The 23,490-nt window shown below is 45.0% G+C and carries 20 protein-coding genes and 1 riboswitch; of the genes, 14 read left to right on the top strand and 6 right to left on the bottom strand.

Annotated features, from left to right (window positions below; genetic code table 11):
* Positions 1–264: 264 nt before the first annotated feature.
* The gene (locus ACU01J_RS07280; protein ID WP_481085072.1) at positions 265–957 is read left to right on the top strand and encodes a pseudouridine synthase; all 693 of its coding nucleotides are present in this window, start codon (positions 265–267) and stop codon (positions 955–957) included.
* Positions 958–1,080: 123 nt separating this feature from the next.
* Here the strand turns inward: ACU01J_RS07280 and aspS are convergent, their stop codons facing one another.
* Positions 1,081–2,859, bottom strand: coding sequence for an aspartate--tRNA ligase (aspS, locus tag ACU01J_RS07285; protein WP_481085073.1), 1,779 nt, complete (start codon positions 2,857–2,859; stop codon positions 1,081–1,083).
* Between the two features lie 274 nt (positions 2,860–3,133).
* Between aspS and ACU01J_RS07290 the strand changes: the two genes are divergently transcribed.
* The 7 genes from ACU01J_RS07290 to ACU01J_RS07320 all read left to right on the top strand — a co-directional run bounded on the left by ACU01J_RS07290 (position 3,134) and on the right by ACU01J_RS07320 (position 10,153).
* Positions 3,134–4,015 carry a DUF72 domain-containing protein gene (locus ACU01J_RS07290; RefSeq protein ID WP_481085074.1) on the top strand — a complete coding sequence of 294 codons (882 nt, stop codon included), beginning with the start codon at positions 3,134–3,136 and terminating at the stop codon, positions 4,013–4,015.
* A 113-nt stretch (positions 4,016–4,128) separates the two neighbouring features.
* On the top strand, positions 4,129–4,866 hold the full coding sequence (gene cmoA / locus ACU01J_RS07295) for a carboxy-S-adenosyl-L-methionine synthase CmoA (protein WP_394127263.1): 738 nt from the start codon (positions 4,129–4,131) through the stop codon (positions 4,864–4,866).
* Between the two features lie 83 nt (positions 4,867–4,949).
* Positions 4,950–5,921, top strand: a complete 972-nt coding sequence (gene cmoB / locus ACU01J_RS07300; protein WP_481085075.1) for a tRNA 5-methoxyuridine(34)/uridine 5-oxyacetic acid(34) synthase CmoB — start codon at positions 4,950–4,952, stop codon at positions 5,919–5,921.
* Positions 5,922–6,162: 241 nt separating this feature from the next.
* Positions 6,163–6,906 (top strand): ATP-dependent zinc protease family protein, encoded by a 744-nt coding sequence (locus tag ACU01J_RS07305; protein ID WP_481085076.1) that lies wholly within the window; start codon positions 6,163–6,165, stop codon positions 6,904–6,906.
* A gap of 17 nt (positions 6,907–6,923) precedes the next feature.
* Complete coding sequence (locus tag ACU01J_RS07310; protein WP_481085077.1) at positions 6,924–8,429, top strand: inactive transglutaminase family protein; 1,506 nt, start codon at positions 6,924–6,926, stop codon at positions 8,427–8,429.
* 2 nt (positions 8,430–8,431) lie between these two features.
* Positions 8,432–9,403 (top strand): alpha-L-glutamate ligase-like protein, encoded by a 972-nt coding sequence (locus ACU01J_RS07315; RefSeq protein WP_481085078.1) that lies wholly within the window; start codon positions 8,432–8,434, stop codon positions 9,401–9,403.
* Positions 9,404–9,640: 237 nt separating this feature from the next.
* Positions 9,641–10,153 carry an ester cyclase gene (locus tag ACU01J_RS07320; protein WP_481085079.1) on the top strand — a complete coding sequence of 171 codons (513 nt, stop codon included), beginning with the start codon at positions 9,641–9,643 and terminating at the stop codon, positions 10,151–10,153.
* A gap of 153 nt (positions 10,154–10,306) precedes the next feature.
* On the opposite strand, the gene mukB is transcribed toward ACU01J_RS07320, so the two are convergent.
* From mukB to cmoM, 4 genes are read right to left on the bottom strand one after another with little or no spacing between them, the layout of a single operon-like run.
* Positions 10,307–14,764: a chromosome partition protein MukB gene (gene mukB / locus ACU01J_RS07325; RefSeq protein ID WP_481085080.1), complete on the bottom strand. Its 4,458-nt coding sequence runs from the start codon at positions 14,762–14,764 to the stop codon at positions 10,307–10,309.
* Positions 14,761–15,486: a chromosome partition protein MukE gene (gene mukE / locus ACU01J_RS07330; protein ID WP_481085081.1), complete on the bottom strand. Its 726-nt coding sequence runs from the start codon at positions 15,484–15,486 to the stop codon at positions 14,761–14,763. Before mukE ends, mukB begins: the two co-directional genes overlap by 4 nt.
* The gene (gene mukF, locus ACU01J_RS07335) at positions 15,467–16,804 is read right to left on the bottom strand and encodes a chromosome partition protein MukF (RefSeq protein ID WP_481085082.1); all 1,338 of its coding nucleotides are present in this window, start codon (positions 16,802–16,804) and stop codon (positions 15,467–15,469) included. Before mukF ends, mukE begins: the two co-directional genes overlap by 20 nt.
* 2 nt (positions 16,805–16,806) lie before the next feature.
* Entirely contained in the window at positions 16,807–17,598 is a 792-nt protein-coding gene (gene cmoM / locus ACU01J_RS07340) for a tRNA uridine 5-oxyacetic acid(34) methyltransferase CmoM (protein ID WP_481085083.1), read from the bottom strand.
* Between the two features lie 114 nt (positions 17,599–17,712).
* On the opposite strand from cmoM, the gene elyC reads away from it, so the two are divergent.
* Positions 17,713–18,516: an envelope biogenesis factor ElyC gene (gene elyC / locus ACU01J_RS07345; RefSeq protein ID WP_481085084.1), complete on the top strand. Its 804-nt coding sequence runs from the start codon at positions 17,713–17,715 to the stop codon at positions 18,514–18,516.
* A 51-nt stretch (positions 18,517–18,567) separates the two neighbouring features.
* Here elyC and torR read toward each other — a convergent pair whose 3' ends face one another.
* Entirely contained in the window at positions 18,568–19,281 is a 714-nt protein-coding gene (gene torR, locus ACU01J_RS07350) for a two-component system response regulator TorR (RefSeq protein WP_481085085.1), read from the bottom strand.
* Positions 19,282–19,517: 236 nt separating this feature from the next.
* On the opposite strand from torR, the gene torD reads away from it, so the two are divergent.
* The 5 genes from torD (at position 19,518) to ACU01J_RS07375 (ending at position 23,485) form a co-directional block, all read left to right on the top strand.
* Positions 19,518–20,165, top strand: a complete 648-nt coding sequence (torD, locus tag ACU01J_RS07355) for a molecular chaperone TorD (protein WP_481085086.1) — start codon at positions 19,518–19,520, stop codon at positions 20,163–20,165.
* A 211-nt stretch (positions 20,166–20,376) separates the two neighbouring features.
* Complete coding sequence (gene purR, locus ACU01J_RS07360) at positions 20,377–21,384, top strand: HTH-type transcriptional repressor PurR (RefSeq protein ID WP_481085087.1); 1,008 nt, start codon at positions 20,377–20,379, stop codon at positions 21,382–21,384.
* Positions 21,385–21,528: 144 nt separating this feature from the next.
* Positions 21,529–21,616, top strand: a riboswitch (cyclic di-GMP riboswitch).
* Between the two features lie 134 nt (positions 21,617–21,750).
* Complete coding sequence (locus tag ACU01J_RS07365; protein WP_481085088.1) at positions 21,751–22,344, top strand: TfoX/Sxy family DNA transformation protein; 594 nt, start codon at positions 21,751–21,753, stop codon at positions 22,342–22,344.
* Positions 22,345–22,487: 143 nt separating this feature from the next.
* Positions 22,488–23,180 (top strand): TVP38/TMEM64 family protein, encoded by a 693-nt coding sequence (locus ACU01J_RS07370; protein WP_481085089.1) that lies wholly within the window; start codon positions 22,488–22,490, stop codon positions 23,178–23,180.
* Entirely contained in the window at positions 23,180–23,485 is a 306-nt protein-coding gene (locus tag ACU01J_RS07375; RefSeq protein ID WP_481085090.1) for a putative signal transducing protein, read from the top strand. Before ACU01J_RS07370 ends, ACU01J_RS07375 begins: the two co-directional genes overlap by 1 nt.
* Positions 23,486–23,490: the final 5 nt, after the last annotated feature.

Here is a 23,490-nt window from a genome sequence, read left to right on the forward strand (position 1 = left end):
ACCGCTTGGTATGTGGTCCTGTGTGTGTGAACGCTAACAAGTTATGAATAATCCCCTCACTTGTTGCGATTTGTCCGTCTCTTTTGTTTTCGTCGTTTAAGTACGACATCCTTGAGAGCGATTAGTTATAATTAAACAAAAACACAATAATAGTCTATTATCTTGTTCAACAATCCTGTTTTTGGGCGCGCAAATGATAGCTCAAATCGGATTCTTTAGATACTTTCATCCACACTTTATTTACATTTTTGCAAGGTAGTTAACATGTCACCACGCTCACGCCGTGACTCATCCTCATCGCCATCCAAAAAGCATCAATCGGGTTTTAAACGTAAAAACAATCAAAATAGCGTCAATAGCTCTTCATCCCGACAACGACGTAAACCTATAAGAAGTAAACCTAAAATCGCGCCGGAAGATCGGAAGGTAGTGGTGTTCAATAAGCCATTTGACACCTTAAGCCAATTTACGGATGGTGAGGGAAGAAAAACACTTGCAGACTACATACCAGTTAAAGATATCTATGCAGCTGGTAGACTGGACAGAGACAGCGAGGGTTTAATGGTGCTAACTAACGATGGCATCCTTCAAGCGCGTTTAACTCAGCCGAACTCTAAATCGCCAAAAACCTATTGGGTGCAAGTGGATGGTGCGCCAAGCAAAGAAGATCTCGATAAGTTACGTAATGGCGTTGAGCTTAAAGATGGAATGACACTGCCCGCAAAAGTTGAAGTGATGGATGAACCTTCCGTGTGGGAGCGCAATCCACCAGTGCGTTTTCGCGCGAACATTCCAACCACATGGTTAGCGATTACGATTATTGAAGGGCGTAACCGTCAAGTACGTCGTATGACGGCCAATATTGGATTCCCTACCCTACGTTTGATTCGCTATTCGATGGGTGATGTGACACTAGGTGACTTGCAGCCTGGTGAGTGGAAAGAGATTGAGTTTTAGAAAGTCGAACATCTTTTGAGATTCCTTACTCCCTAATTCTTCGGTCTTGGAATGACGTATATCCAAATACAAAAAAGCCGCTTCATTTGAAGCGGCTTTTGCTATTCAGTAGGAAAGATAAGATTACTCTTCTTCTTTCTTCTCTGCTGCTTTAACAGCAATCGCTAGTTCTTCAAGCGACGCTGGGTTAGCTAGACTTGGGGCGTCTGTTAGTAGACAAGAAGCGTTCGTTGTTTTCGGGAATGCGATAACGTCACGGATGTTCTCTGTACCACAAAGTAACATTACTAGACGATCAAGGCCGAATGCTAGACCAGCATGCGGTGGGGTACCGAACTTAAGTGCGTCTAATAGGAAACCAAACTTCGCTTGTTGCTCGTCTGCTTCAATACCTAAGATATCAAATACTGCTGATTGCATTTCCGCGTTGTGAATACGAACAGAACCACCGCCCACTTCGTAGCCGTTTAGAACCATGTCGTATGCGTTTGAGTTAGCAGATGCTGGGTTCGCTTTTAGCTGTTCCGCTGTCACACCTAGAGGTGAGGTGAATGGGTGGTGCATAGCGTGTAGGTTGCCTTCGTCATCTTCTTCGAACATTGGGAAGTCAACAACCCATAGTGGTGCCCACGCCGACTCGTTTGTTAGTTCAAGATCGATACCTAGTTTCAGACGAAGTGCACCTAGAGCTTCAGATACTGTGTTTGCTTTATCTGCGCCAAATAGAATGATGTCGCCAGATTCTGCTTGAGTACGGTCTAGAATGCCGTTGATTACGTCTTCGTTTAGGAACTTAGCCACTGGAGACTGGATACCTTCCATGCCTGCAGCACGGTCATTAACCTTCATCCACGCTAGACCTTTCGCGCCGTAGATGCCTACAAACTCGCCGTAGCTGTCGATTTGCTTACGAGTTAGCTTAGCGCCACCCGGTACACGGATAACGGCTACACGGCCTTTCTCATCGTTAGCTGGGCCAGAGAATACTTTGAACTCTACGTCTTTCACTAAGTCAGCAACGTCTACTAGCTCTAGTGGGTTACGTAGATCTGGTTTATCGCTACCGAAACGACGCATCGCTTCAGAGAATGGCATGATTGGGAACTGACCTAAGTCCACGTCTAGTAGCTCTTGCCACATTTCACGAACCATTTTCTCAGTAGTTGCACGAACTTGCTCAGCCGTCATGAATGACGTTTCGATATCGATCTGAGTAAATTCTGGTTGGCGGTCTGCACGCAAGTCTTCGTCACGGAAACACTTAACGATTTGGTAGTAACGGTCAAAGCCAGACATCATTAGCAGCTGTTTAAATAGCTGTGGAGACTGAGGAAGCGCGTAAAAAGAACCTTTGTGGACACGGCTTGGCACTAGGTAGTCACGCGCACCTTCTGGTGTCGCTTTAGTCAATACTGGCGTTTCGATATCTAGGAAACCGTTGTCATCTAGGAAACGACGAACAAAGCTAGACGCTTTAGCACGTAGCTTAATGCGGTCGCTCATTTCAGGACGACGTAGGTCTAGGTAACGGTACTTAAGACGCTGCTCTTCAGAGTTCTTCTGGTTGAAGTCTAGAGGCAGAACGTCTGCACGGTTGATGATCTCAAGACCTTTAGCAATGATCTCTACTTCACCCGTTGCCATGTCTTTGTTTACTTGGCTGTCTGGACGAACGCGTACTTCACCCGTTAACTTGATACAGAATTCATTACGAAGTGTGTTAGCTACTTCGTACGCATCTGCCATATCTGGGTCAACAACTACCTGAACGATACCTTCACGATCTCGCATATCGATGAAAATAAGACCGCCCAAATCACGGCGACGGTTAACCCAACCGCAAAGTTCTACAGTTTGTCCTGCAAGGGACTTGTTCAGGTGACCACAGTAATGGGTACGCATAATGAATTTCCCAATCTCTTAAAATTTGTTGATTACTATCTATCGGTGTACATTTATCGATAGAGCAAAGTTCCATTTATACGCTGAAAGTTAGATGAAATCGACTACCCAGCGTACAATTTATTGCGATTTATTATCTATTGATGCTTTTTAAACCAACAAAGGTGTAAAACTGCACCAATAGCAAAAAAATTGTCGACGATTATAGCCCTATATTGGTTCGTTGAGCAAAACTCTCGCGCAACTCATATTGATGTGAACCGTAATAACAACTATGCACCTTTATCCAATTCGCCTTGGCCTTACGATGTGGTCAAATAATCAGTGGCAACAGAGCTTTTATGGTCGTGGCACTCAGCCAAGCCAAAGGCTGGAAAAGTACGCCAGTGTCTTTCATACGGTTGAAGGCAACACGACATTTTACGCCACACCCAACACGACAACGGTCAGAAACTGGCACGCAGCAACCCACGATGAATTCCGATTTACGTTTAAACTGCCGCAACACATTACTCACCAGCAAATGCTGCAAGGCTGCCAAAGTGAGCTGAAGAGTTTTATGGCGATTATGGAACCACTGCACGAACGAATTGGTCAGTGGACAATCCAATTACCTGCCGCATTTGGTCCACAAAACCTTGAGCAGTTAAAGCGCTTTTGCGCCTTGTTTCCACCCAATTTTCCTATTGGTATCGAGGTCCGCCACCCTGCGTTTTTCGCCAAAGGAGAAGATGAAAAGCAGTTAAACCAATGGTTAGTGGAAAAAGGGTTTGATCGCATCATTATGGACAGTCGCCCGGTGTTTTCAGAGCAACTTACAGCCGCGCATCCTCACTATGAATCCCTGTTAGATGCCCAACAAAAGAAACCAAGAGTGCCAGTTCATGCCATAGCGACCGGAGATAACCCGCTGATTCGCTTTATCGGTCACCCTGAAGAGGCGCTTAACCATTCATTCTTTGCGCCTTGGCTGACAAAATTGCCGCAATGGATTGCAGAAGGGAAACAGCCCTACTTGATGATCCACACTTCAGACAATTTGATTGCTCCTGAACTTGCGGCGAAACTTTACAGTCAATTGCAATTACATGTTGAACTGCCTGACTTAGCTAAGTTTCCTGGTGGTAACGGCAATGCTCAAATACAGATGTTTTAAGCTATTCAGCGACAGAACATGACATGGCGACGAATTTCTCATAAAATACGCGCCTTTTTGTGGCAGATGCATAAGCTATATCGCCATGCTTTGATAGTTATGAGAACTGTGTTATGAACCCTAAGACCAATCCAGATACTATTTTTTCGGCTCCAATCGATAAAATTGGGGATTTCACCTTTGATGAGCGTGTTGCGGAAGTGTTCCCTGACATGATTCAGCGCTCTGTTCCTGGTTATAGCAACATCATTTCTGCTATCGGCATGCTGGCAGAGCGATTTGTAAAGCCACATTCAAATGTTTACGACCTAGGCTGTTCACTGGGTGCGGCAACACTTTCTATGCGCCGCCATATTCAGCAAGAAGGTTGTCAAATCATCGCCGTTGATAACTCATCAGCGATGGTAGAGCGTTGTAAACTGCACGTTAACGCCTACCGTAGTGATACTCCAGTTGATGTGGTTGAAGCTGATATCCGCGATATCGACATTAATAACGCCTCTGTGGTTGTGCTTAACTTTACGCTGCAATTTCTATCGCCAGAAGATCGTTACACGCTCCTAGAAAAGATCTATGCAGGCCTGCGTCCGGGTGGCATTTTGATCCTATCGGAAAAATTCGTGTTTGAAGATCAGGCATCTAACGAGCTATTGATTGACCTTCACCACGACTTTAAACGTGCTAACGGTTACAGCGAGCTAGAAATCAGCCAAAAACGCAGTGCGATTGAGAATGTGATGCGCCCAGATTCAAAGAAAGAACACAAAGAGCGTTTTGCCAAAATTGGCTTCAGCAGTTACGACGTATGGTTCCAGTGTTTTAACTTCGGCTCAATGTTTGCGATAAAATAAGCTTCGCGATTTATCTAGCACTTTCTTCCCTTACTGTAGGGAATGACAATACTAATTTTGAACAACTAATTCAGTGAAAAACTATGTTTAATTTTGCCAATTTTTTCCAACTTATTGCACAAGACACTCGTCTACAGCCTTGGCTAAATGTGCTACCACAGCAACTCACAGATTGGCAAAATGCTGAACATGGTGATTTCGGCCGTTGGCTAAAAGCACTCAATAAAATCCCAGAAGGTCACCCAGATCAGATTAATATCAAAAATTCGGTGATGCTGACCAACGACACTCCGTTCCATACTGGTGAACTGAAAAAGTTAGAGAGCCTACTGCGTACTTTCCACCCTTGGCGTAAAGGTCCATACACAGTGCACGGCATTCATATTGATACAGAATGGCGCAGCGACTGGAAGTGGGATCGAGTACTACCGCATATTTCTCCGCTCAAGAACCGTAGCGTTTTAGATGTGGGTTGCGGCAATGGCTACCACATGTGGCGTATGCTAGGTGAAGGCGCACGTCTAACCGTTGGTATTGACCCATCACACCTATTCCTGATTCAGTTCGAAGCGATCCGCAAACTGATGGGGGGCGATCAGCGTGCTCACTTACTGCCGCTAGGCATTGAGCAGTTACCAAAACTTGAAGCATTCGATACCGTGTTTAGCATGGGTGTTCTATATCACCGTTGTTCACCATTGGATCACCTCATTCAGCTAAAAAACCAGTTGGTCTCAGGCGGTGAGTTAGTCCTAGAGACCTTAGTGATTGAAGGTGACGAAACGTCTGTGCTTGTTCCTGTCGATCGTTACGCACAAATGCGCAATGTTTACTTCTTCCCGTCAGCGCGTGCATTAAAGGTCTGGCTAGAAAATGTTGGCTTTGAAGACGTTCGAATTGTTGATGAAAACGTGACGTCTACCGATGAGCAACGCACAACCGATTGGATGACACATAACTCATTACCGGATTACCTAGACCCGAGAGATCCATCTAAGACAATTGAAGGTCATCCAGCGCCACGACGGGCTGTATTGGTTGCGACCAAGCCTTAGCCTAAAATGTGAGTGAAACAGACAAATTGACAAAGAGTTAACTCAACTTCTGCATCCAATCGTTTCTCTTATGTTTAAACCCCCATACAATGCTGAGGATGCAATGCATCCTTATGTTTTTGCGTATACAACTCGTTCCTCATTTTTTGAGAGTTTAGGCCACACAACCACTTGTTTGCGGCAAATTTTATACGCTAAACTTGTTATTTATCTTCAATTTAAATTACATTCAGGTTTATCAATGTTGAAAAGATTGACCCCAATTATGGCGATGCTAGTACTTTCAGGCTGTACCCTGACTAACAGTACGCAATATCACCAAGAAACCTTAGCGGCAATTCAAGCCTCTGAAGCAAATCTCACCAATCAATATGAAAACCTAAATTTACAGCTAAGCAATCAATCTGATTACATCGAAAGCCTTGAAGATCAGGTTCATAATTTAGAACAACAATTAAATACTTTTAAAAAAGAAGCGCTAGAAGAAGTTCGTAAAAAGCCTAAGCCAGTAGCGGCCCCTGCTCCTGCTCCAGTCGCTCAAACTCCTACTCATGGAATTATCCTTGGTGAAATCGAGTCAGTGACTATCGATTCGATTAAGCAATCTTTTAATGCCCGCGTAGATACCGGCGCGGCCACGTCGTCATTAAATGCTGTAGACATTGAACAGTTTGAGCGCAATGGCAAGAATTGGGTTCGATTCCATCTATCTGATGGCGATAGAAAGCTCGATGACACCAATTGGATTGAAGCACCTATCCTTCGATTCGTAAAAATCCGTCAATCGACCGCCGAAAACTTTGAAAGACGTGCAGTCGTCGAGTTATGGGTTAAACTCGGGGAAATCCATGAAAAAGCACAATTTACATTGGCAGACCGTTCTCAAATGAGCCATCCTGTGCTCTTAGGTCGTGAATTCATTAGAGATATTGCGATGGTTGATGTAAGTAAGAAATACATCCACACGGAAGTCCAAAAAAAATAATAAGGTAGCGTAAGCTTATGATGTCAAAAATCCCGTTTTATATATCAGTCGCTTTGATTATCGCTGCTGGTATTGTCTTAAGTATATTTCGTCATCAGAATTATGGTGTTCCTTGGACTCCAGGTGAAACAAGCCAAGTTTGGGATATAGAAGCTCGCGTAGAGTTCAACGGGCAAGATAAGCCGGTGAAAGCCTCTCTCGCAGCACCACACACACAAAGTGGCTTTACCCTAATAAATGAATCGTCATCTTCTCCGGGTTATGGCGTTTCCTACGTCAATACCGAGTCTGGCCGACGCGCTGAGTGGTCAATCCGCCAAGCAACAGGTGCTCAAACCATTTACTACAAAGTTCAATTCCTAGTTGACCCTCAGGCGAATGTAGACCCTATCCCACCAAGCGGTGAAATCACGCCACCGACCTTCGATGGCCCAACAGAAGCCGCTGCAATCGCCCTTATCGAAAGAGCAAATCAACGTTCAGCTGACGACATCACCTTTACACGTGAACTGATTAAGTCTCTCAACGACAGTGACAGCCAAAATGCCTCTCTACTACTCAACCATATGTCTAAAGTTGACGTGGTTGATAAGATTTTGGCTTATGCGAACATCCCAAGCAAAGTCGTGGGTGTTATTGAGTTAGAAGATGGCCGTCGCCGCCAAACGATTCAGCATATGAACCAAGTGTGGGATGGTAACAACTGGGTACTGTTTAATGCCAACAATCCTAACCAAGTCATCAAAGAAAACATCTTGGTTTGGGATGAATCTAATATTTCCCTACTTGATGTGGTTGGCGGTAATAACAGCCAAGTACACTTCTCGATGATTGCTCAAGATGTTTCTCCTTCTCAAGCAACTCAGCAGAAAGTCGAAGCAGATGGGCTACTAAACTTCTCAATCCATAGCCTACCACTGGAAGAGCAAGCGATGTTTAAGACCATTATGCTAATTCCAATTGGTGCGCTTATTGTTGTTTTCCTACGTGTCATCATCGGTCTTAAGACATCAGGTACATTCATGCCTGTACTGATCGCTGTCGCCTTCGTTCAGACGCAACTGGTGACGGGTATCGTTGGTTTCTTACTTATCGTCGGCACTGGTCTGGTTATCCGTAGCTATCTGTCCAAGCTCAACTTACTGTTGGTTGCACGAATATCGGCGGTGATCATCACGGTAATTATGATCATTTCAGTATTTACCGTTGTCGCCTTTAAAATTGGTTTAACCGAAGGTCTATCTATTACCTTCTTCCCAATGATTATCTTGTCTTGGACAATCGAACGTATGTCGATCCTATGGGAAGAAGAAGGGGCCAAAGAAGTGGTACTTCAAGGGGGTGGTTCCCTGCTTACGGCTGTGCTGGTTTACCTAGCAATGACCAACCCATACATTCAGCACCTAACGTTTAACTTTATTGGCCTACAGCTAATCGTTCTAGGCGGTATTCTACTGCTAGGTACATACACTGGTTACCGTTTGACAGAGCTTCGTCGCTTTAAACCACTTACGGAGGACTAAACATGTTTTCACGTTTTACCTCTAAGTTCACTTCGCCGAGTAAACTGCGCCATAAAGGTATTATGGGCATGAACCAGCGAAACCATAGTTACATTGGGCGTTACAATGATCGCTCAAAGTACCCATTGGTAGACGACAAGTTAAAAACCAAGATCATCGCCCAGCAGCACGGTGCAACAACACCGGAACTGATCGGTAAAATCTGTAATCAGGCAGAAGTAAGAACCATCCACAAAATGGTCGAAAACTGGCCAGGTTTCGTAATTAAGCCCGCTCAAGGTAGTGGCGGTAAGGGCATCTTGGTTATAACTTCACACAAAGATGGCGTGTACACCAAGCCATCGGGTGCCACTATCAACAAAGAAGATGTAGAACGCCACATCAGTAACGCACTAGCAGGACTGTTCTCGCTAGGCGGTAAAAATGACGTAGCCATCGTTGAGAACCTAATCAAGTTCGATGACTGCTTCGAAGGCTTCAGTTATGAAGGTGTCCCTGACGTTCGTATCATTGTGTTTAAGGGCTACCCTGTAATGGCGATGATGCGCTGCTCAACTGCGGCATCTGACGGCAAAGCTAACCTTCACCAAGGTGCGGTTGGTGTAGGGATTGATATCGCAACAGGTAAAGCAATTAGAGCTGTACAATTTAATCAACCGATTACGCACCACCCTGATACTGGAAAAGACCTTTCAACACTGCAAGTACCACACTGGGAACGGTTACTGGTTCTAGCCTCAAGCGCATGGGAAATGACGGGCTTAGGCTATATGGGAACCGACATGGTACTCGATAAAGAAGAAGGCCCCATGGTGTTAGAGTTAAATGCTCGTCCTGGGCTAGCGATTCAAATTGCTAACGGTGCAGGCCTGCTTCCTAGACTTCACCATATTGAAAATTTAGGTACGAGTATCCACACTCCAACACCAGAAGAACGGGTAACCTATTCCGCAAAACAGTTTGGAACCTTATAGCTTTAAGGTTTAAACGAGCGGCTAATCTATCCTTGGTAGCCGCTAATGCCCCTATAAGGCGTAGGGCTTTCCCTACTTAATTACGTTGCTTACTAAACAATCACTCTACCTAACTTGAGCACCCAATAGCATTGATTGTTCAGATTTTCCAAATAGTATTTTTGTTTTAAGCACTATTCTATATTTTTTTCAGCGTAATAAACTGTGCCTATCGAAATTACTCCAATGGATACAGTAATGAAATCAAAACTTACCACACTAACATTAATTGCTATTTCTACAATGGGATTATCTATGACTACTCAAGCAACCGAACTAACACCACAAATTGTCAAAATCCAGCAGTCAGCTAACTCTGCAAAAGTTGAAGAAGCAGCACTGAACTATGCTAAATTTTGGAACACTGGTGAAGAACAGTTTGCTCGCAAAGCACTTGCAAAAGATTTCATCGACATGACACCACCTGAAGGTCGTGTCCCTGGAATTGAAGGTGTATTAGAAGCTTCAAGTGGATTTAGAAAAGCAGTACCAGACCTACATGTTAATGTTGAGCATCTACTGATTACTGGTGACTACGCAACTATCCGCTACCGCTTTAAAGGCCACTTTACAGGCCAAATGGGCGACCAAAAAGGTGAAGGTCAAGTAGTAGACTTCCCTGCGGTAGATATCTATGAAGTTAAAGATGGTCAAATCTACAAAAACTGGCACATGGAAGATTACTACACGTTCTTTAACCAAATTAAATAATTCTTCGCTCTACGCGAGCTGACGTGTTTAATTGCCTGACTCTTACTATTTGAGTCAGGCTTTTTTTTACTACATGACTACCACAGAGAATGAGCAGCAGAAAAAAGCCTCTGAATATACCAGAGGCTAAATGAGTTTCGAGCAATTTGAGCCTTAAACTTGCCCAACTAGTTGCTCAACCTCCATCTTGGTTTTCTTCTCTTGGCCAAAGCCGCGCAGACCGACTACGTGTACGTGTTCGTGGTCTTTAAACACCTTACGTACCAGCTTGTAGGTCGTACCTTTCTCTGGGCTGATGTTCTCTGGCGCCGCGATTAGAAGCTGCATGTCTAGACGGTCACACAGCTCGAATAGAGTCGAGATAGACTTCGCATCGAGACGCGCTGCTTCATCAAGGAACAATAGGCGACAAGGCACAATGTCTTTGCTGCGCAGACGGCGAGACTCTTCTTCCCAGCTTTGTACAACCATCAGTAGTATTGATTGACCAGTACCGATCGCCTCACCCGTTGATAGCGCACCAGACTCAGCTTGTAACCAACCATCAGAGCCACGGTTCACTTCCACACTTAGCTCTAGGTAGTTACGATAATCGAGTAGCTCTTCACCCAGAACTTGCGGTGAACGTTGACCCATGTCGATATGCGGATTCACTCGCTGGAACAATTTCGCCATCGCTTCAGAGAAGGTAAAACGTGAAGATTCGAACAAGTCTTTATGCTGCTCTTGCTGCGTTGAAAGACCGTTAAGCAATACTTCGTGGCTTTCGCGGATCTTCACGTTTAGACGCACCCCCTTAACCTGACCAAACGAGATGTTTGATAGGCCTTGGTTAAGCATACGAATACGGTTTTGCTCACGCTGAATCGTCTTCTTGATGATACTCGCAACTGACTCAGAGCTGATTGCTAAGCGGTTTTCACGCTGCGTTAGCTCTTCTGTTAGACGCGCAAGCTCTACTTCCATTTCTTCAATCGCTTCAACTGGATCGTCAGTGCGAATGATGTCTTGGCGAATACGCTCACGTAGATGCTGATAAACGGCAATGTAGAACAGAACTTTACGCTCAGGACGAGCGTTATCTTCAGATAGACGCAGTGCATCACGCAAGTCTTCATTGTCCGCAACCGCAAGACGTAGAGCACCCAGGGATTTATCTGACATTGAACGCAGTTCATCCGCTGACATGTAAGCCAGTTCACGCTTGTGTAGGCGACGCTCAACATCGTTTTCACGTGCTAAACGCAGTACGCTACACCAGCCTGCTTTCGCGGCAACCACAAAGGTACGCAGTTCAATATACTCTTTCTGAACTTTCTTCAAGCGCTTCGCCAGCGACTTCATTTCCAGCTCAGTTGAGGTGATGGTACGCTCGTACTCACTCTTACGTGAACGAGAAGTATGTAGACGCTCTTGCAGTTCGTCACGACGACGTTGTGCACGCTCTGCTGCGCCTTCATCCGCCGTTACGCCGTATTCTTGTAGTTCTTGCTTGAACTCTTGCACAGTCTCCAGTTTCGCTTGGTGCGAACTCTTAAGTGATGCCAATACTTGGTTGTATTGATTCATCTGGCCTTGCGCTTGTTTTAGTTCGTCACGAGTACGTGTACGCGCTTTTTCTGCTTCTACCAGCTTAGCTTTAAGCTGTTCACTCAGTTCGCTGCTCTGGTTTAATAGGTCAACTGAATCTGAGTAAGCAAAGTAGTGACGGCGTTCTACTAGATCTGCCAGTGCAAAGATTTGTGTCTTCAGCGTTTGCAGTTTCTGATCAGCTGTTTGGTATTCACTCTCTAAAGCATCGAACTGCTCTGGGTCAGCATCCAGCGCTGAGACGATCTTCTCAAGCTCTGATAACGCCTTACCATGGTTAGCAACAAACGCTTTCGCTTCGGTCAGTTTTTCGATGTTCTGCTCAAGCTCTTCAAATTGAGCGGCTAGCGCATCATCTTCAATCAACGCCATATTTGGCGCAATCTTATCCAGTGCCGACAGCGCTTGTTTGCTCACCTGTAATTGGCTGCGTTGCTGCTGCTCTTTCGCATCCAGTTCAGACAGAAGACGCGCAGCTTGGTTACGTTTTTCACGTACACCCACCAGCGCTTGTTCAGGATCGGATTCGAATGCTACCTGAATGTGTTTCGCGACAAAGTTGTTAAACGCTTGGTATAAACGCTGAAGTTTCTGCGAATCAAACGCCACTTTCGCATGTTGCTCGATGACTTCATCACGTTCGTTACGTAGCAGTTCTAAGCGCTGTTCACGTGCCGCACGGCCAAACAGAGGAATCTCAGGTAAACGTGAGTAACGCATCTGGCGATCGTTCATACGAACGCAAACCGCGCCTTCTAGCTCTTCGGCATCGAAAGAACTGTCATCAAACGCGTCAATATCGCCTTCGATGATGTACAAATCTTCTGGGCAGTCATCTAACTCAACAAGCTTCTCTTCGATACCTGATAGGTCAGACACTACAATCGCGTGACGAGCAGGGCCGTACATTGCGCTGAAATATGGCGCATCATCGATAGTGATGTCGTCATAAATTTCAGACAGCAGTACGCCACCTAATGTATCGGCTAAGCCTTTAAGGCGTGGATCGTTTGAACCACCAGGCGATGCTAAACGCTCAATTTCAGTATCTAACTGTGAGCGACGCTCTGCCAGTTTATCTTTTGCCAGTGATTGCTGCTTTTCGTCTTCCAGCACCACTTGCATGTGCGCCATGACCGACTGACTATCTTCTAGCTCTGCGCCACTTTGCTCACGTAAGCTTTCTAGTGCATCGTTCGCGGCAATCCAAGTTGGAGCAATTGCTTCAAGCTTATTGATTTCAGATGCGGCATCTTGCTCAAGGCGGCGCTGTTCACTGCGCTGTTCACGAAGATCTTCTTGAGACATTTCAAGAGATTCAATTTGCATCGCATGTCGTTCACGCTCTTGCTCAAATGCAAGCTCATCAACTAAATCAGCATTATGCTGCTTTTGGTACTCCGCAACCAACTCTTGTGTTTGACGCTGCTTATGCAGGCGACGCTCAACATCACGGTGCTGAGCACGCCATTGTTGTTCATTTTGCGCCAATTGCTGAGCATCACGACCTTGTTGAATCGCTGTTTTCGCTTTAGCTGATGCGTCCTGGCGCTCAACTGAGCCAACAATCGAGCGAACAAGAGTAAGCGCGGCTTCGAACTGCTCGGCCGCTGCTGACGACATATCTAGCTTGTGTTTGGTTGCCAGAAGTTCAGTCGTGCTTTGCGCTTCTTGCGCTTTCAGCTCATTGACTAGAGCTTGCGCGGACTCTGCCGTTAGACCGTCATTACCCAGTAGATGCTTGGCTTTATCCAGCGCTTGCACTGCTTGCTGGTATTGCAATGCGCGAGTCTGTTGAACATCAAGTGCTTGTTGGTAGTCAGCAAGCTGAGTCTTCAAGCTATCCACTTCTTCTTCAGAAACGGTGGCTTGCTCTTCAGCCATCAGAACACGCTCTTGCGCTTCTTCAACGACCATCATCTGCTCTTCAAGACGCTCTTGCAGCTCTTCAAGATCGTCTTGGTAGCGTTCAATTTTCTCTTGCTGACGCAACGCATTCTGCACAAGCTGTAGGTGATCCGACGCCGCTTGGTAATCTTGCTCTAGCGAAGACTCAGATTCAACCAATAGCTCAAGCTCTTGTTGAACGCGGTTAAGCAGGTTATTTTGCTCTAGCAGAGTTTCACGAGAACCAAATAGCTCTGAACGAAGTGATAAGGTCTTATCTAACTTGTTACGACGATCGTTAGCATGACGCATGTAGTCCGCAGCAACATAATTGGTCGACTCGGTAATCAAGTGTTTGAACAAGTCACGGTCTGCTTGGGTAGTTTTGATCGCTTCTAGCGTCATGCGGTTTTCACGCAGCGCTGATTCCATATCTTGGAACGCTTTCTTTACCCCGCCGTTTTGTGGTAATAGGTAATCACGCAATGAACGCGTAATCGCACTTGAAATACCACCATAAAGCGATGCTTCAATCAGACGGTAGAACTTAGAGCGGTCGCTAGAGTTACGCAATTTCTTCGGAATAACACCAAATTCAAACATCTGCGAGTGGTACTCTACTACCGAAGAGAATGCTTTGAATTGCACGCCTTCAAACTCAGCAATCGCCTCTTTCACTTCGTTGATCTGGCGAACACGAGCCTGAGTCGCCGATACGCTTTCAATAAGCACATCGGTTGGTTTTACGTGACTTGGCAGACCTTGAATAACGAACGGTTTGATATCGACTTTCTTGTCACGACCAGCCACTTGCTGAAGCTTAACAGCAAACAATAAACGCTGGTTGCGTGAGTTAACCACATCAAGCGCGGCGTAACATGCACCGGCTTGCAGCTTACCGTAAAGACCTTTGTCACGTGATGACTGGCTGCTACCAGCTTCGGTTGTGTTACGGAAGTGCAGTAACGTTTGGTCAGGGATCAGGGCTGTAATAAATGCCGCCATCGTGGTCGACTTACCCGCACCGTTACCACCAGAAAGTGTGGTTACTAGTCCATCAATATCAAATGTACGTGCAAAGAAGCCGTTCCAGTTGACCATGGTCAGCGATTGATATTTACCTCGTTCAATCATGCTTCACCTTCTTCTATCATTTCTTCGGCTTGTTCTTCTTCGCTTGCTGACTGCTCTAGTAAGCTGCCTTGGCTTGGTTCTTTGGTGTGCACTACCGCTTCACCATCACGGATCAGACGTAGCTGAGCTTCACGCATATCATCGCCAACGCGCACGTCAGCACCAAAGCGGAATACAGATTCACTGATGCTGAATTTACCAGTTTCACCAATATTGATGATCATACCTAGACGGCGTAGACGACGTAGCGAAGTACGCACTTTTTCAAATAGTTTTTCTTTATCTAAGTCAGAGCCTGTCGCACGGTTTGTTACTAGCTTCATCAGCTTGCTTTCATCGGCCAGCGCGAGTAACTCTTCGTACAGCTCTTGGTTAGTGAAGATACCTTCGTGAGCCAAACGCTCTGGGCTTAGGTAAAGGAAACACAGCACCTTACCCACTAGCATGTCGAGCTCTGACAATACGCTGCGGCCAATCAAAGAAGTCGAACGTGGACGCAGGTAGAAGAAACCTTCCGGTGCTTTCACTAACTCAGTGTTGTAGCGTTGATAAAACGATGACAGCTCGATTTCGAAATCTGACAGCAGTGCATGGTTATCAAGGTCTTCGCTTGAAATATGACGCCCAGCACGCAGCATGCTATCTAGCGCTGGGAACAGAGGGTTGGAAATTGCTTTTGCCAGCTTATCTGACATGTATTCATTAATATCGGTCGATGACATTTGCTTGTACCTTTGCACCAAAATCGTTAATCGCTTGCCAATCTGGCTGGATCGCTTGATAGTCGGACTCTGAATAGCCCAGACGCACAGCTTGGTCGATAACAATTCGTGCTAAATCAAAATGATGAGTTTGTGGGTGCTGCGCGAGATAATCACGTAACACTATGCCCAAATCAATTGGTGTGCCTTGTTCTTTATGAACTTTAAGCATGCCACCAACACGCTCTGACAACTCATCGTTGACCTGTTGAAACTCTTCGTATTCCACTTCTAATGGCACTTGGCCGGTCACTTCGTCATCACGGAGAACCAAAGCTTCATCACGAAGGTCTGAGAGACGCTCAGCATCTGCATAAGTCAAATACCAAGGCATATCGAAATAATCTTTCACTGATTGACGTAAACGCGAACTGAATGCTCGGTTCTTATCCATATCAATCGCAGTTCGAATAAACTTGTGTACGTGGCGGTCATAGCCGATCCAAAGGTCAATCGCTTGCTGACCCCAGCTGGTTATGCGGTCCAGTTTCATCTGCAGCCCAAACAAGGTTTCTGCAATGAACTCAAGCTCATCATCACCATACACCAGCTCTTGAATATCTAAGATCTGGGTTTGAAGTTCATCACCAGCCGCTTGCAATGTATCTTGCAGCTCTTTCAGAGTGTTGGACGTTTCAGATAGCAGCGATTCACAGTTGTTGATCGCATCACGCCAATCTTTGTTCAGCAGCTCAGCGATCTGAATCTTCACAGATTGCTGCTGCTCATCCATCACACGCTGGTTAAAATCGATCTGATCAAAGATCTCGCCCACAGAATACTTAAGTACGCCGTAGACGTTTTTGCGCCAGTGACCCGGTGTACCACCTTGACGAGCCGATTCAATCGCTTTCGCCATCTCATCAGCCACCATAGAGAGCTGAATGGATAGTTTTAGCTTAGAGAACTCTCGGTGACGCACGTAGTAATCGGTAATACCAATCGCTAGCGGTGATAGGCGGTAGATACTTGCACCGTCTGTCACTTCGCTGGTAAAGCGGCTCATTAGGCGCTGCTTGACCATCTCATTAATCGCGTTGTTGGCACGAAATGCAGATGCATCCCCCGTCTCTTCGAATAATCGAGTTACGATAGTGAACGCATCGTGGAGTTCGCCCTCTCCTAGTTCTTCATCAAACCTTTCGTTACTGAGAACGGCAATAGCAATCAAAAATGCTAGCCGTTCGGTCGTGAGGTTCAATGAGAAGTCATTCTGCTTAACCCAGCCAACCAATTCATCGATAGGTTGCTCAGCAGCATTTAGAGTCATCTCACTCATTGTTAGTCCTGCTTATCTTTCTTTTGTGCCCATACATGTATGTATCGGCCTAACGAGAGGTATGGCTCTTGTCTACAAAGTTGTTTCTCTAGTGCTAGCACATCTTCATATTCGTAGTCGCCCATGTACTCCATATTACCTATGTAGTCACTGAAACAACGAATACCAGATTTACCACAAATCGTGAAACCAGCGTCTTCTATCCATTGATAGACCTCTTCTGGTTTTAAGCCCTTTTGTGGCTGCAGCTTAAATCGTTTTCGGTGTGGCATACCATCGAGTACATGAGGAATATTGCCACACACTACGTTCTTATATACCAATCCATGATGGTTGTAGAACATAATTGATGCCACCCCACCCGGCTTCACCTGTTCAAGTACATTTCCCAATGCGGGCTTCGGGTCTGCTAACCACTCCATCACTGCGTGGAAAAGCACCACATCAACGTGCTTATCGAGATGTTTCTCAATAGATTGAACAGGAGAATGAATGAAGCGATACTGCTCAAGCAGCCCGTTATTTGCAATATCCTGCTCTGCTAACTGCAGCATTTCAGAAGATAGATCACATAACGCTACATGATGTCCGAGCTTAGCAAGCTTTTGAGACATTTGTGCCAATCCGCCACCTGCATCAAGCACATTAAGTTGTTTATTTGCCCCATCAACAGTATGAAGTATCTGTTGAAGATCTTCCCAAACAATGACTTGGCGTATCTCGCCTTTGTCTGAGCCGTAAATATTTTTTGCAAATTTGTGGGCAATATCGTCGAAATTGCGGTCTTCAGTCACAGCAGCATGAGTTATTATGTCTAATCGTGCTGCTATTCTGTCACAAGAAAGGCAGGAATAAAGAGGCTTTCTCTTAAAATATAATCAATTGATGTTTTTTCGGACTATTTAAGTATGTTTGAGCTGAAAAAAGTTGTGTCTTCTTTACTAATGCCCCTACCAGCGATGTTAATCATTGGTATGTTGGGCCTTATGTTAATCATGTTCACGCGTAAACAGAAGACCGGATGCTTTGTTGTTTTATTCTCATTTATTGGCATTTTCTTAATTGCCTTCCAACCGGTTTCTTCTCGCTTATTGATGCCATTAGAGCGCCAGTACTCTGCATTTTTCCCGGTCGATGAATCTATAGCCTACGTTATGGTGTTAGGAAGTGGTCACGTTGTCGATGACAAGATCCCTCCGACCTCAGAATTAAGTCGTACTGGTTTGATGCGTTTAGCTGAAGGTATACGCATAATGCGCATCTATCCTGGTTCTAAACTGATCTTATCTGGTTATTCTGGCGGCTCAGAAGTGAGTAATGCACGTATGATGGCCAAGGTGGCGTTAGCACTCGGCGTTTCAAAATCTGACATTATCTTGCTTGAAACAGCAAAAGATACTTGGGAAGAAGCAAGACAAGCTGCCGCTTTCGTCACAACGAAAAAGCTGGTTGTTGTTACTTCTGCTAGCCATATGCAACGCGCACTGAACGAGTTTCACTCAGCCGGCATGGATCCTTACCCTGCGCCGACTAACTACTTAGCTCACGATAACATTACCCAAGCATGGGAAAAGTACACGCCAAAAGGCAAATACCTTGAGCAGACAGAACTCTACTGGCATGAAACGCTGGGCCGCATATGGCAATCATTGCGCGACTGGGCATCAGATTTTGAAGAACAAAGTCTCAGCGCAGGCGAAAGCGCGCTTTAACAGATAAAAAAATACCGAGGCATGCCTCGGTATTTTTATGTTTGAGTCTGATTAGTCACCAGCGAACATGTAGCCTTCACCGTGCACTGTGACAAAGATTTGTGGGTTCTTTGGGTCGAACTCCATCTTGGCACGCATACGACGAATAAGCACATCAATCGTACGATCGTTTGGCGCATCAACACGGTGGCTAATCATGTTTAGAATACGCTCACGGCTTAATACTTGGTTCGGGTAGGACGACAGTGCAACAAGCAACTCGTATTCTGCTTTGGTTAACTTAACTGGCTCACCGTTACGGCTCAAAGCGCGACGTTGAACGTCAAACGTCCAATCACCGAAGCGAACCATATTTTCGTTCGCCTTGCCTCCCTCGACGTTTCCTGTAGAGTTACGCGCAGCAGAAATTCGCCACAGCAAATTTTTAACTCGAACCAGTAGCTCGCGCAATTCAAAAGGTTTAGTGACATAATCGTCCGCGCCCATTTCGAGGCCAACAATTTTATCTATGCTATCCGTGCGTCCTGTTACCAGGATAATTCCAATGTCGGACTGACTGCGAAGTTCTCGAGTTAACATTAAACCATCTTCACCAGGTAGGTTAATGTCCAACATCACCAAATCAATCGCATTACTTTGTAGCATGTTGCGCATTTGCTCGCCACTTTCCGCTTCACTGACGTTGTAACCTTCATTTTGAAAGTAACCCACCAGCTTACTGCGAGTAACTGCGTCATCTTCTACAACTAGTACGTGATAACTCATCTACACCACTTAATTTACATTGGGATTTGCTCTTTCTATTATTCTATTCATATATAGTAACATTTCTAGTACTTATCACTTTAAAAGCTAGAAAGGTGATTTTTTATTGATTCAAGACAAAACCTTTCCGTGCATTAATATCTTCGAATATTTGCTTTTATCTTGTCATATAAGTGGTTACCGCTGTTCATTTTTATTGGTTACAATAGCGATAATTATTTGGGGAGTAACACCTAATGCAAGAAATCAAAGCATTCAATGAAAAACGCGCTGAAATCTACTGGTGGCTGTCGAGCCTTTTCGCTAAAGAGCTAACTGAAGAGAACATAACACAATATCATTCGCCAGAGATCCGTTCGTTCCTTACCGGCTTGGGTGAGAACGAACAACTCAAGCCGTCAATCAACCGTATTACTGATGCTCTAAACCGTCTTATGGACCGTGAAGACGCACAACTTGAGCTAGCGGCTGATTTTTGTGACCTTTTCTTAAAGTCAGATAAAGACTCTGCCTTACCATACGCGTCAATGTATATCGGTAAGTCTGGTCTATTAAATGATACACCAGCCAAAGAGATGGAAGAGTTGATGGCTGAGCATAGTGTTGAGGTAGACAAAAACCTGAATGAACCTGCAGATCACATTGCGATTGAACTCGATTTCTTAGGTAACTTGATCATCCGCTCAAATGACGCAGAAGACGAAGCTAAGATTGAAGAAGCTTTTGCTGTTCAGGAACAGTTCATTCGTCAACACCTGCTAAGCTGGACGCCACAGTTCTCAGAAAAGTGTCAGAAGTTTGATGAGTTCGGTTTCTACTCGGCAATCAGCGCATTCGCTACTGCCTTCCTTGCTTTAGATCGCAGCTATCTGTTAGGCGAATAAAGACAACATTGTGACCTCCGGCAGGTTGCTTTCGTGTTTTTTTGTTTGCTCTTAAGAGTTTTGCGGTCTAAAATTGTGACCGCAAACGATAAAAACAAACGAATCAAATACAAACCGCTAAATAGAGCGGTTTTTGTGTTTCTGATACTTTCTGCTTAGGTATTCTAAACTGAATATAATTCCGCGGCAGTCATCGACAGGACAGAACCTTATGGCCACTATAAAAGACGTTGCTCGCCTAGCTGGTGTATCAACGACAACTGTGTCACATGTAATCAATAAAACGCGCTTTGTTGCTGAAGCTACGCAAGAAAAAGTAATGGAAGCAGTAACAGAACTAAACTACGCACCAAGTGCGGTTGCACGTAGCCTAAAGTGTAATACCACGCGCACGATTGGTATGCTGGTGACTCAGTCCACAAACCTTTTCTTCTCTGAGGTCATTGATGGTGTAGAGAGTTACTGTTACCGCCAAGGCTATACGCTGATCTTATGTAATACGGGCGGTATTTATGAGAAGCAACGCGACTACATTCGCATGCTAGCTGAAAAGCGCGTAGACGGTATTTTGGTCATGTGTTCAGACTTAACTGAAGAACTGAGCGAAATGCTAGATCGCCACAAAGACATCCCGAAAGTGGTTATGGATTGGGGGCCAGAGAGCTCTCAAGCCGATAAGATCATCGATAACTCGGAAGAAGGTGGCTATTTAGCAACTAAATACCTAATTGACCGTGGTCATACCGATATTGCCTGCCTAAGCGGACACTTTGAGAAAGCAGCGTGTCAGGAACGTATTCGTGGCTTTAAACGTGCGATGAACGAAGCAAACCTTCCAGTCAAAGAAGATTGGATTTTAGAAGGTAACTTCGAGTGTGATACTGCAGTTCTAGCTGCAGACCAGATCGCAGCAATGGACAATAAGCCAAGCGCAATCTTCTGTTTCAATGACACTATGGCTCTAGGGCTAATGAGTCGCCTACAGCAGAAAGGCATTCGCATTCCAGAAGATATGTCGGTAATTGGTTACGACAATATCGAGCTTGCGGAGTACTTCTCACCACCATTGACCACGGTTCACCAGCCAAAACGCCGTGTAGGTAAAAACGCATTCGAGATTCTACTAGAGCGCATTAAAGACAAAGAGCACGAAAAGCGTATCTTTGAAATGCACCCAGAGATCGTTGAGCGAAATACCGTACAAAATATTAAGAAATAACTTATTTGACATACACTTAGCTGGGTTGCTTTCATTGGCTAAGTGTATGAACCAAACCTATTTACTGAACCAAGATCACACTTATCCCATTCAAATGTGATGCCCAGCCCAAAATCCATTTATCCTTATTGTTGTTCGATTATGCCACGAACAGGGCAAACCATTTCGAAAGGATGGGACGCAAAGCCTCCGGCCTTCAACAAGTTAATTGTTTGGTAGCGGGGTTGCCGATGGTAAATATGCACACATGTCATATTGTAATTGCTAGCAATCGTATGACACTAGACTGACAACAAGCCTGCATAATTTTGCTACTCTCTCGGACCTGAATTGGTGGCGTATACATATACACCGAGAATACACAGCATGGATAAACCAATACTAAAAGACTCAATGCGACTATTTGAGCCGTTAGGCTTAATCAAGTCCCGCTCAATGTTTGGTGGCTTCGGTATTTTTGCCGACGACACTATGTTTGCATTAGTCGTCAATGATAAGTTGCACGTTAGGGCAGACGACGTACTTGCAAAGCAATTTAAATCTCTTAGCTTAGAACCTTACGTTTACAAAAAGCGCGGCTTTCCTGTCGTCACCAAATACTTTGCTCTAAGCGATGATTGGTTTAAGAATAAGGATAATACGCTTGAGATTGCCCAAGCTGCGCTAACTGCAGCGAACAGCGAAAAGAAACAGCAAGCGAAAGCTAAACCGAATCGCCTTAAAGATCTGCCGAACTTAAGGCTGGCTACGGAACGTATGCTGAAGAAAGCCGGTATTGATAGCGTTGAGAATCTCGAAGAAACAGGTGCAGTAAACGCATTTAAAGCGATTCAGTCTTCGCATTCTGCTGAAGTTAACGTCGAATTGCTTTGGGCGCTAGAAGGCGCAATTAACGGCACACATTGGTCAGTGATCCCTCATAGGCGACGTGAAGAGTTACTCAACCAATTAAATCATTAATCGGCAACACATTTTCCTTTCCCTTTTTAAAAAGTCAGCCGTTGTGCTGATTTTTTTTGTTTGTTGAAATTTACTGCTTGCTTTCCCTGTCTAGTCTATTAACACTTTGTATTAATCGGCCATGATTCTTGATGGAGCAGCACATGAATAAAAAAATCATACTTGGCGTTATCTTTGTATCACTTATCATTCTGTTAGGTGTGAACTTTGGCCAGTATCTCACGCTAGAAAACGCAAAAGCACAGCAAGCTGAACTTGCGGCCTTTATCTCAGAGAACTTTGTTGTTGCGGTAGTTACCTATTTCTTAGCCTATGTTGCGATTACCGCATTCTCTATACCAGGAGCGGCTGTCGTCACTTTATTAGGTGGTGCTCTTTTCGGTTTTTCAACCGGGTTACTTATCGTTTCATTTGCTAGTGCGATTGGTGCCACGCTAGCCTTTTTAAGCAGTCGATTTTTACTACGTGATTGGGTGCAGGGTAAGTTTGGCGAAAAGCTCTCTGCTATCAATAACGGTGTTAAAAAAGATGGCGCTTTCTACCTGTTTTCACTGCGCCTAATCCCAGTGTTCCCATTTTTCTTAATCAACTTGTTAATGGGGCTTACCCCAATTTCAACCGCTAGATACTACGTGGTGAGTCAAGTTGGTATGCTACCGGGTACTGCGGTATACATCAACGCAGGCACTCAGCTTGCGCAAATTGACTCGCTCTCTGGTATTGCCTCACCGACTGTTTTAGCGTCGTTTGCTCTGCTCGGCTTATTCCCAGTTGTCGCTAAGTGGATCATGGCTAAAGTAAGAACTGAGCCATCTGCATCTAATGGGAATGTTTGATGAAAGTATTTTCAGCCACCACACCTACCGAAGCTCACATCGTCTGTGAGCTTCTCAAGTATCAATACATTGATTGTGAAGTCCGTGGTGAAGGTATCTTTGGCTTACAAGGGGAAATCCCGTTTGGAGAAAGCAGCGAACCGTACATTTGGCTGTTTGATCAACGAGACAGTGAAAAAGCATCTGAGATCATTAAAGAGTTTCAGTCAGAACAAGGCAAGCAAGACTGGTACTGTGATAAGTGCAGAGAACAAAACGAAGGTCAGTTTGGTGCCTGCTGGCAATGTGGCAGCCTAGCACCGTAATTAAG

The organism is Vibrio sp. 2433-A1 (assembly GCF_056726085.1).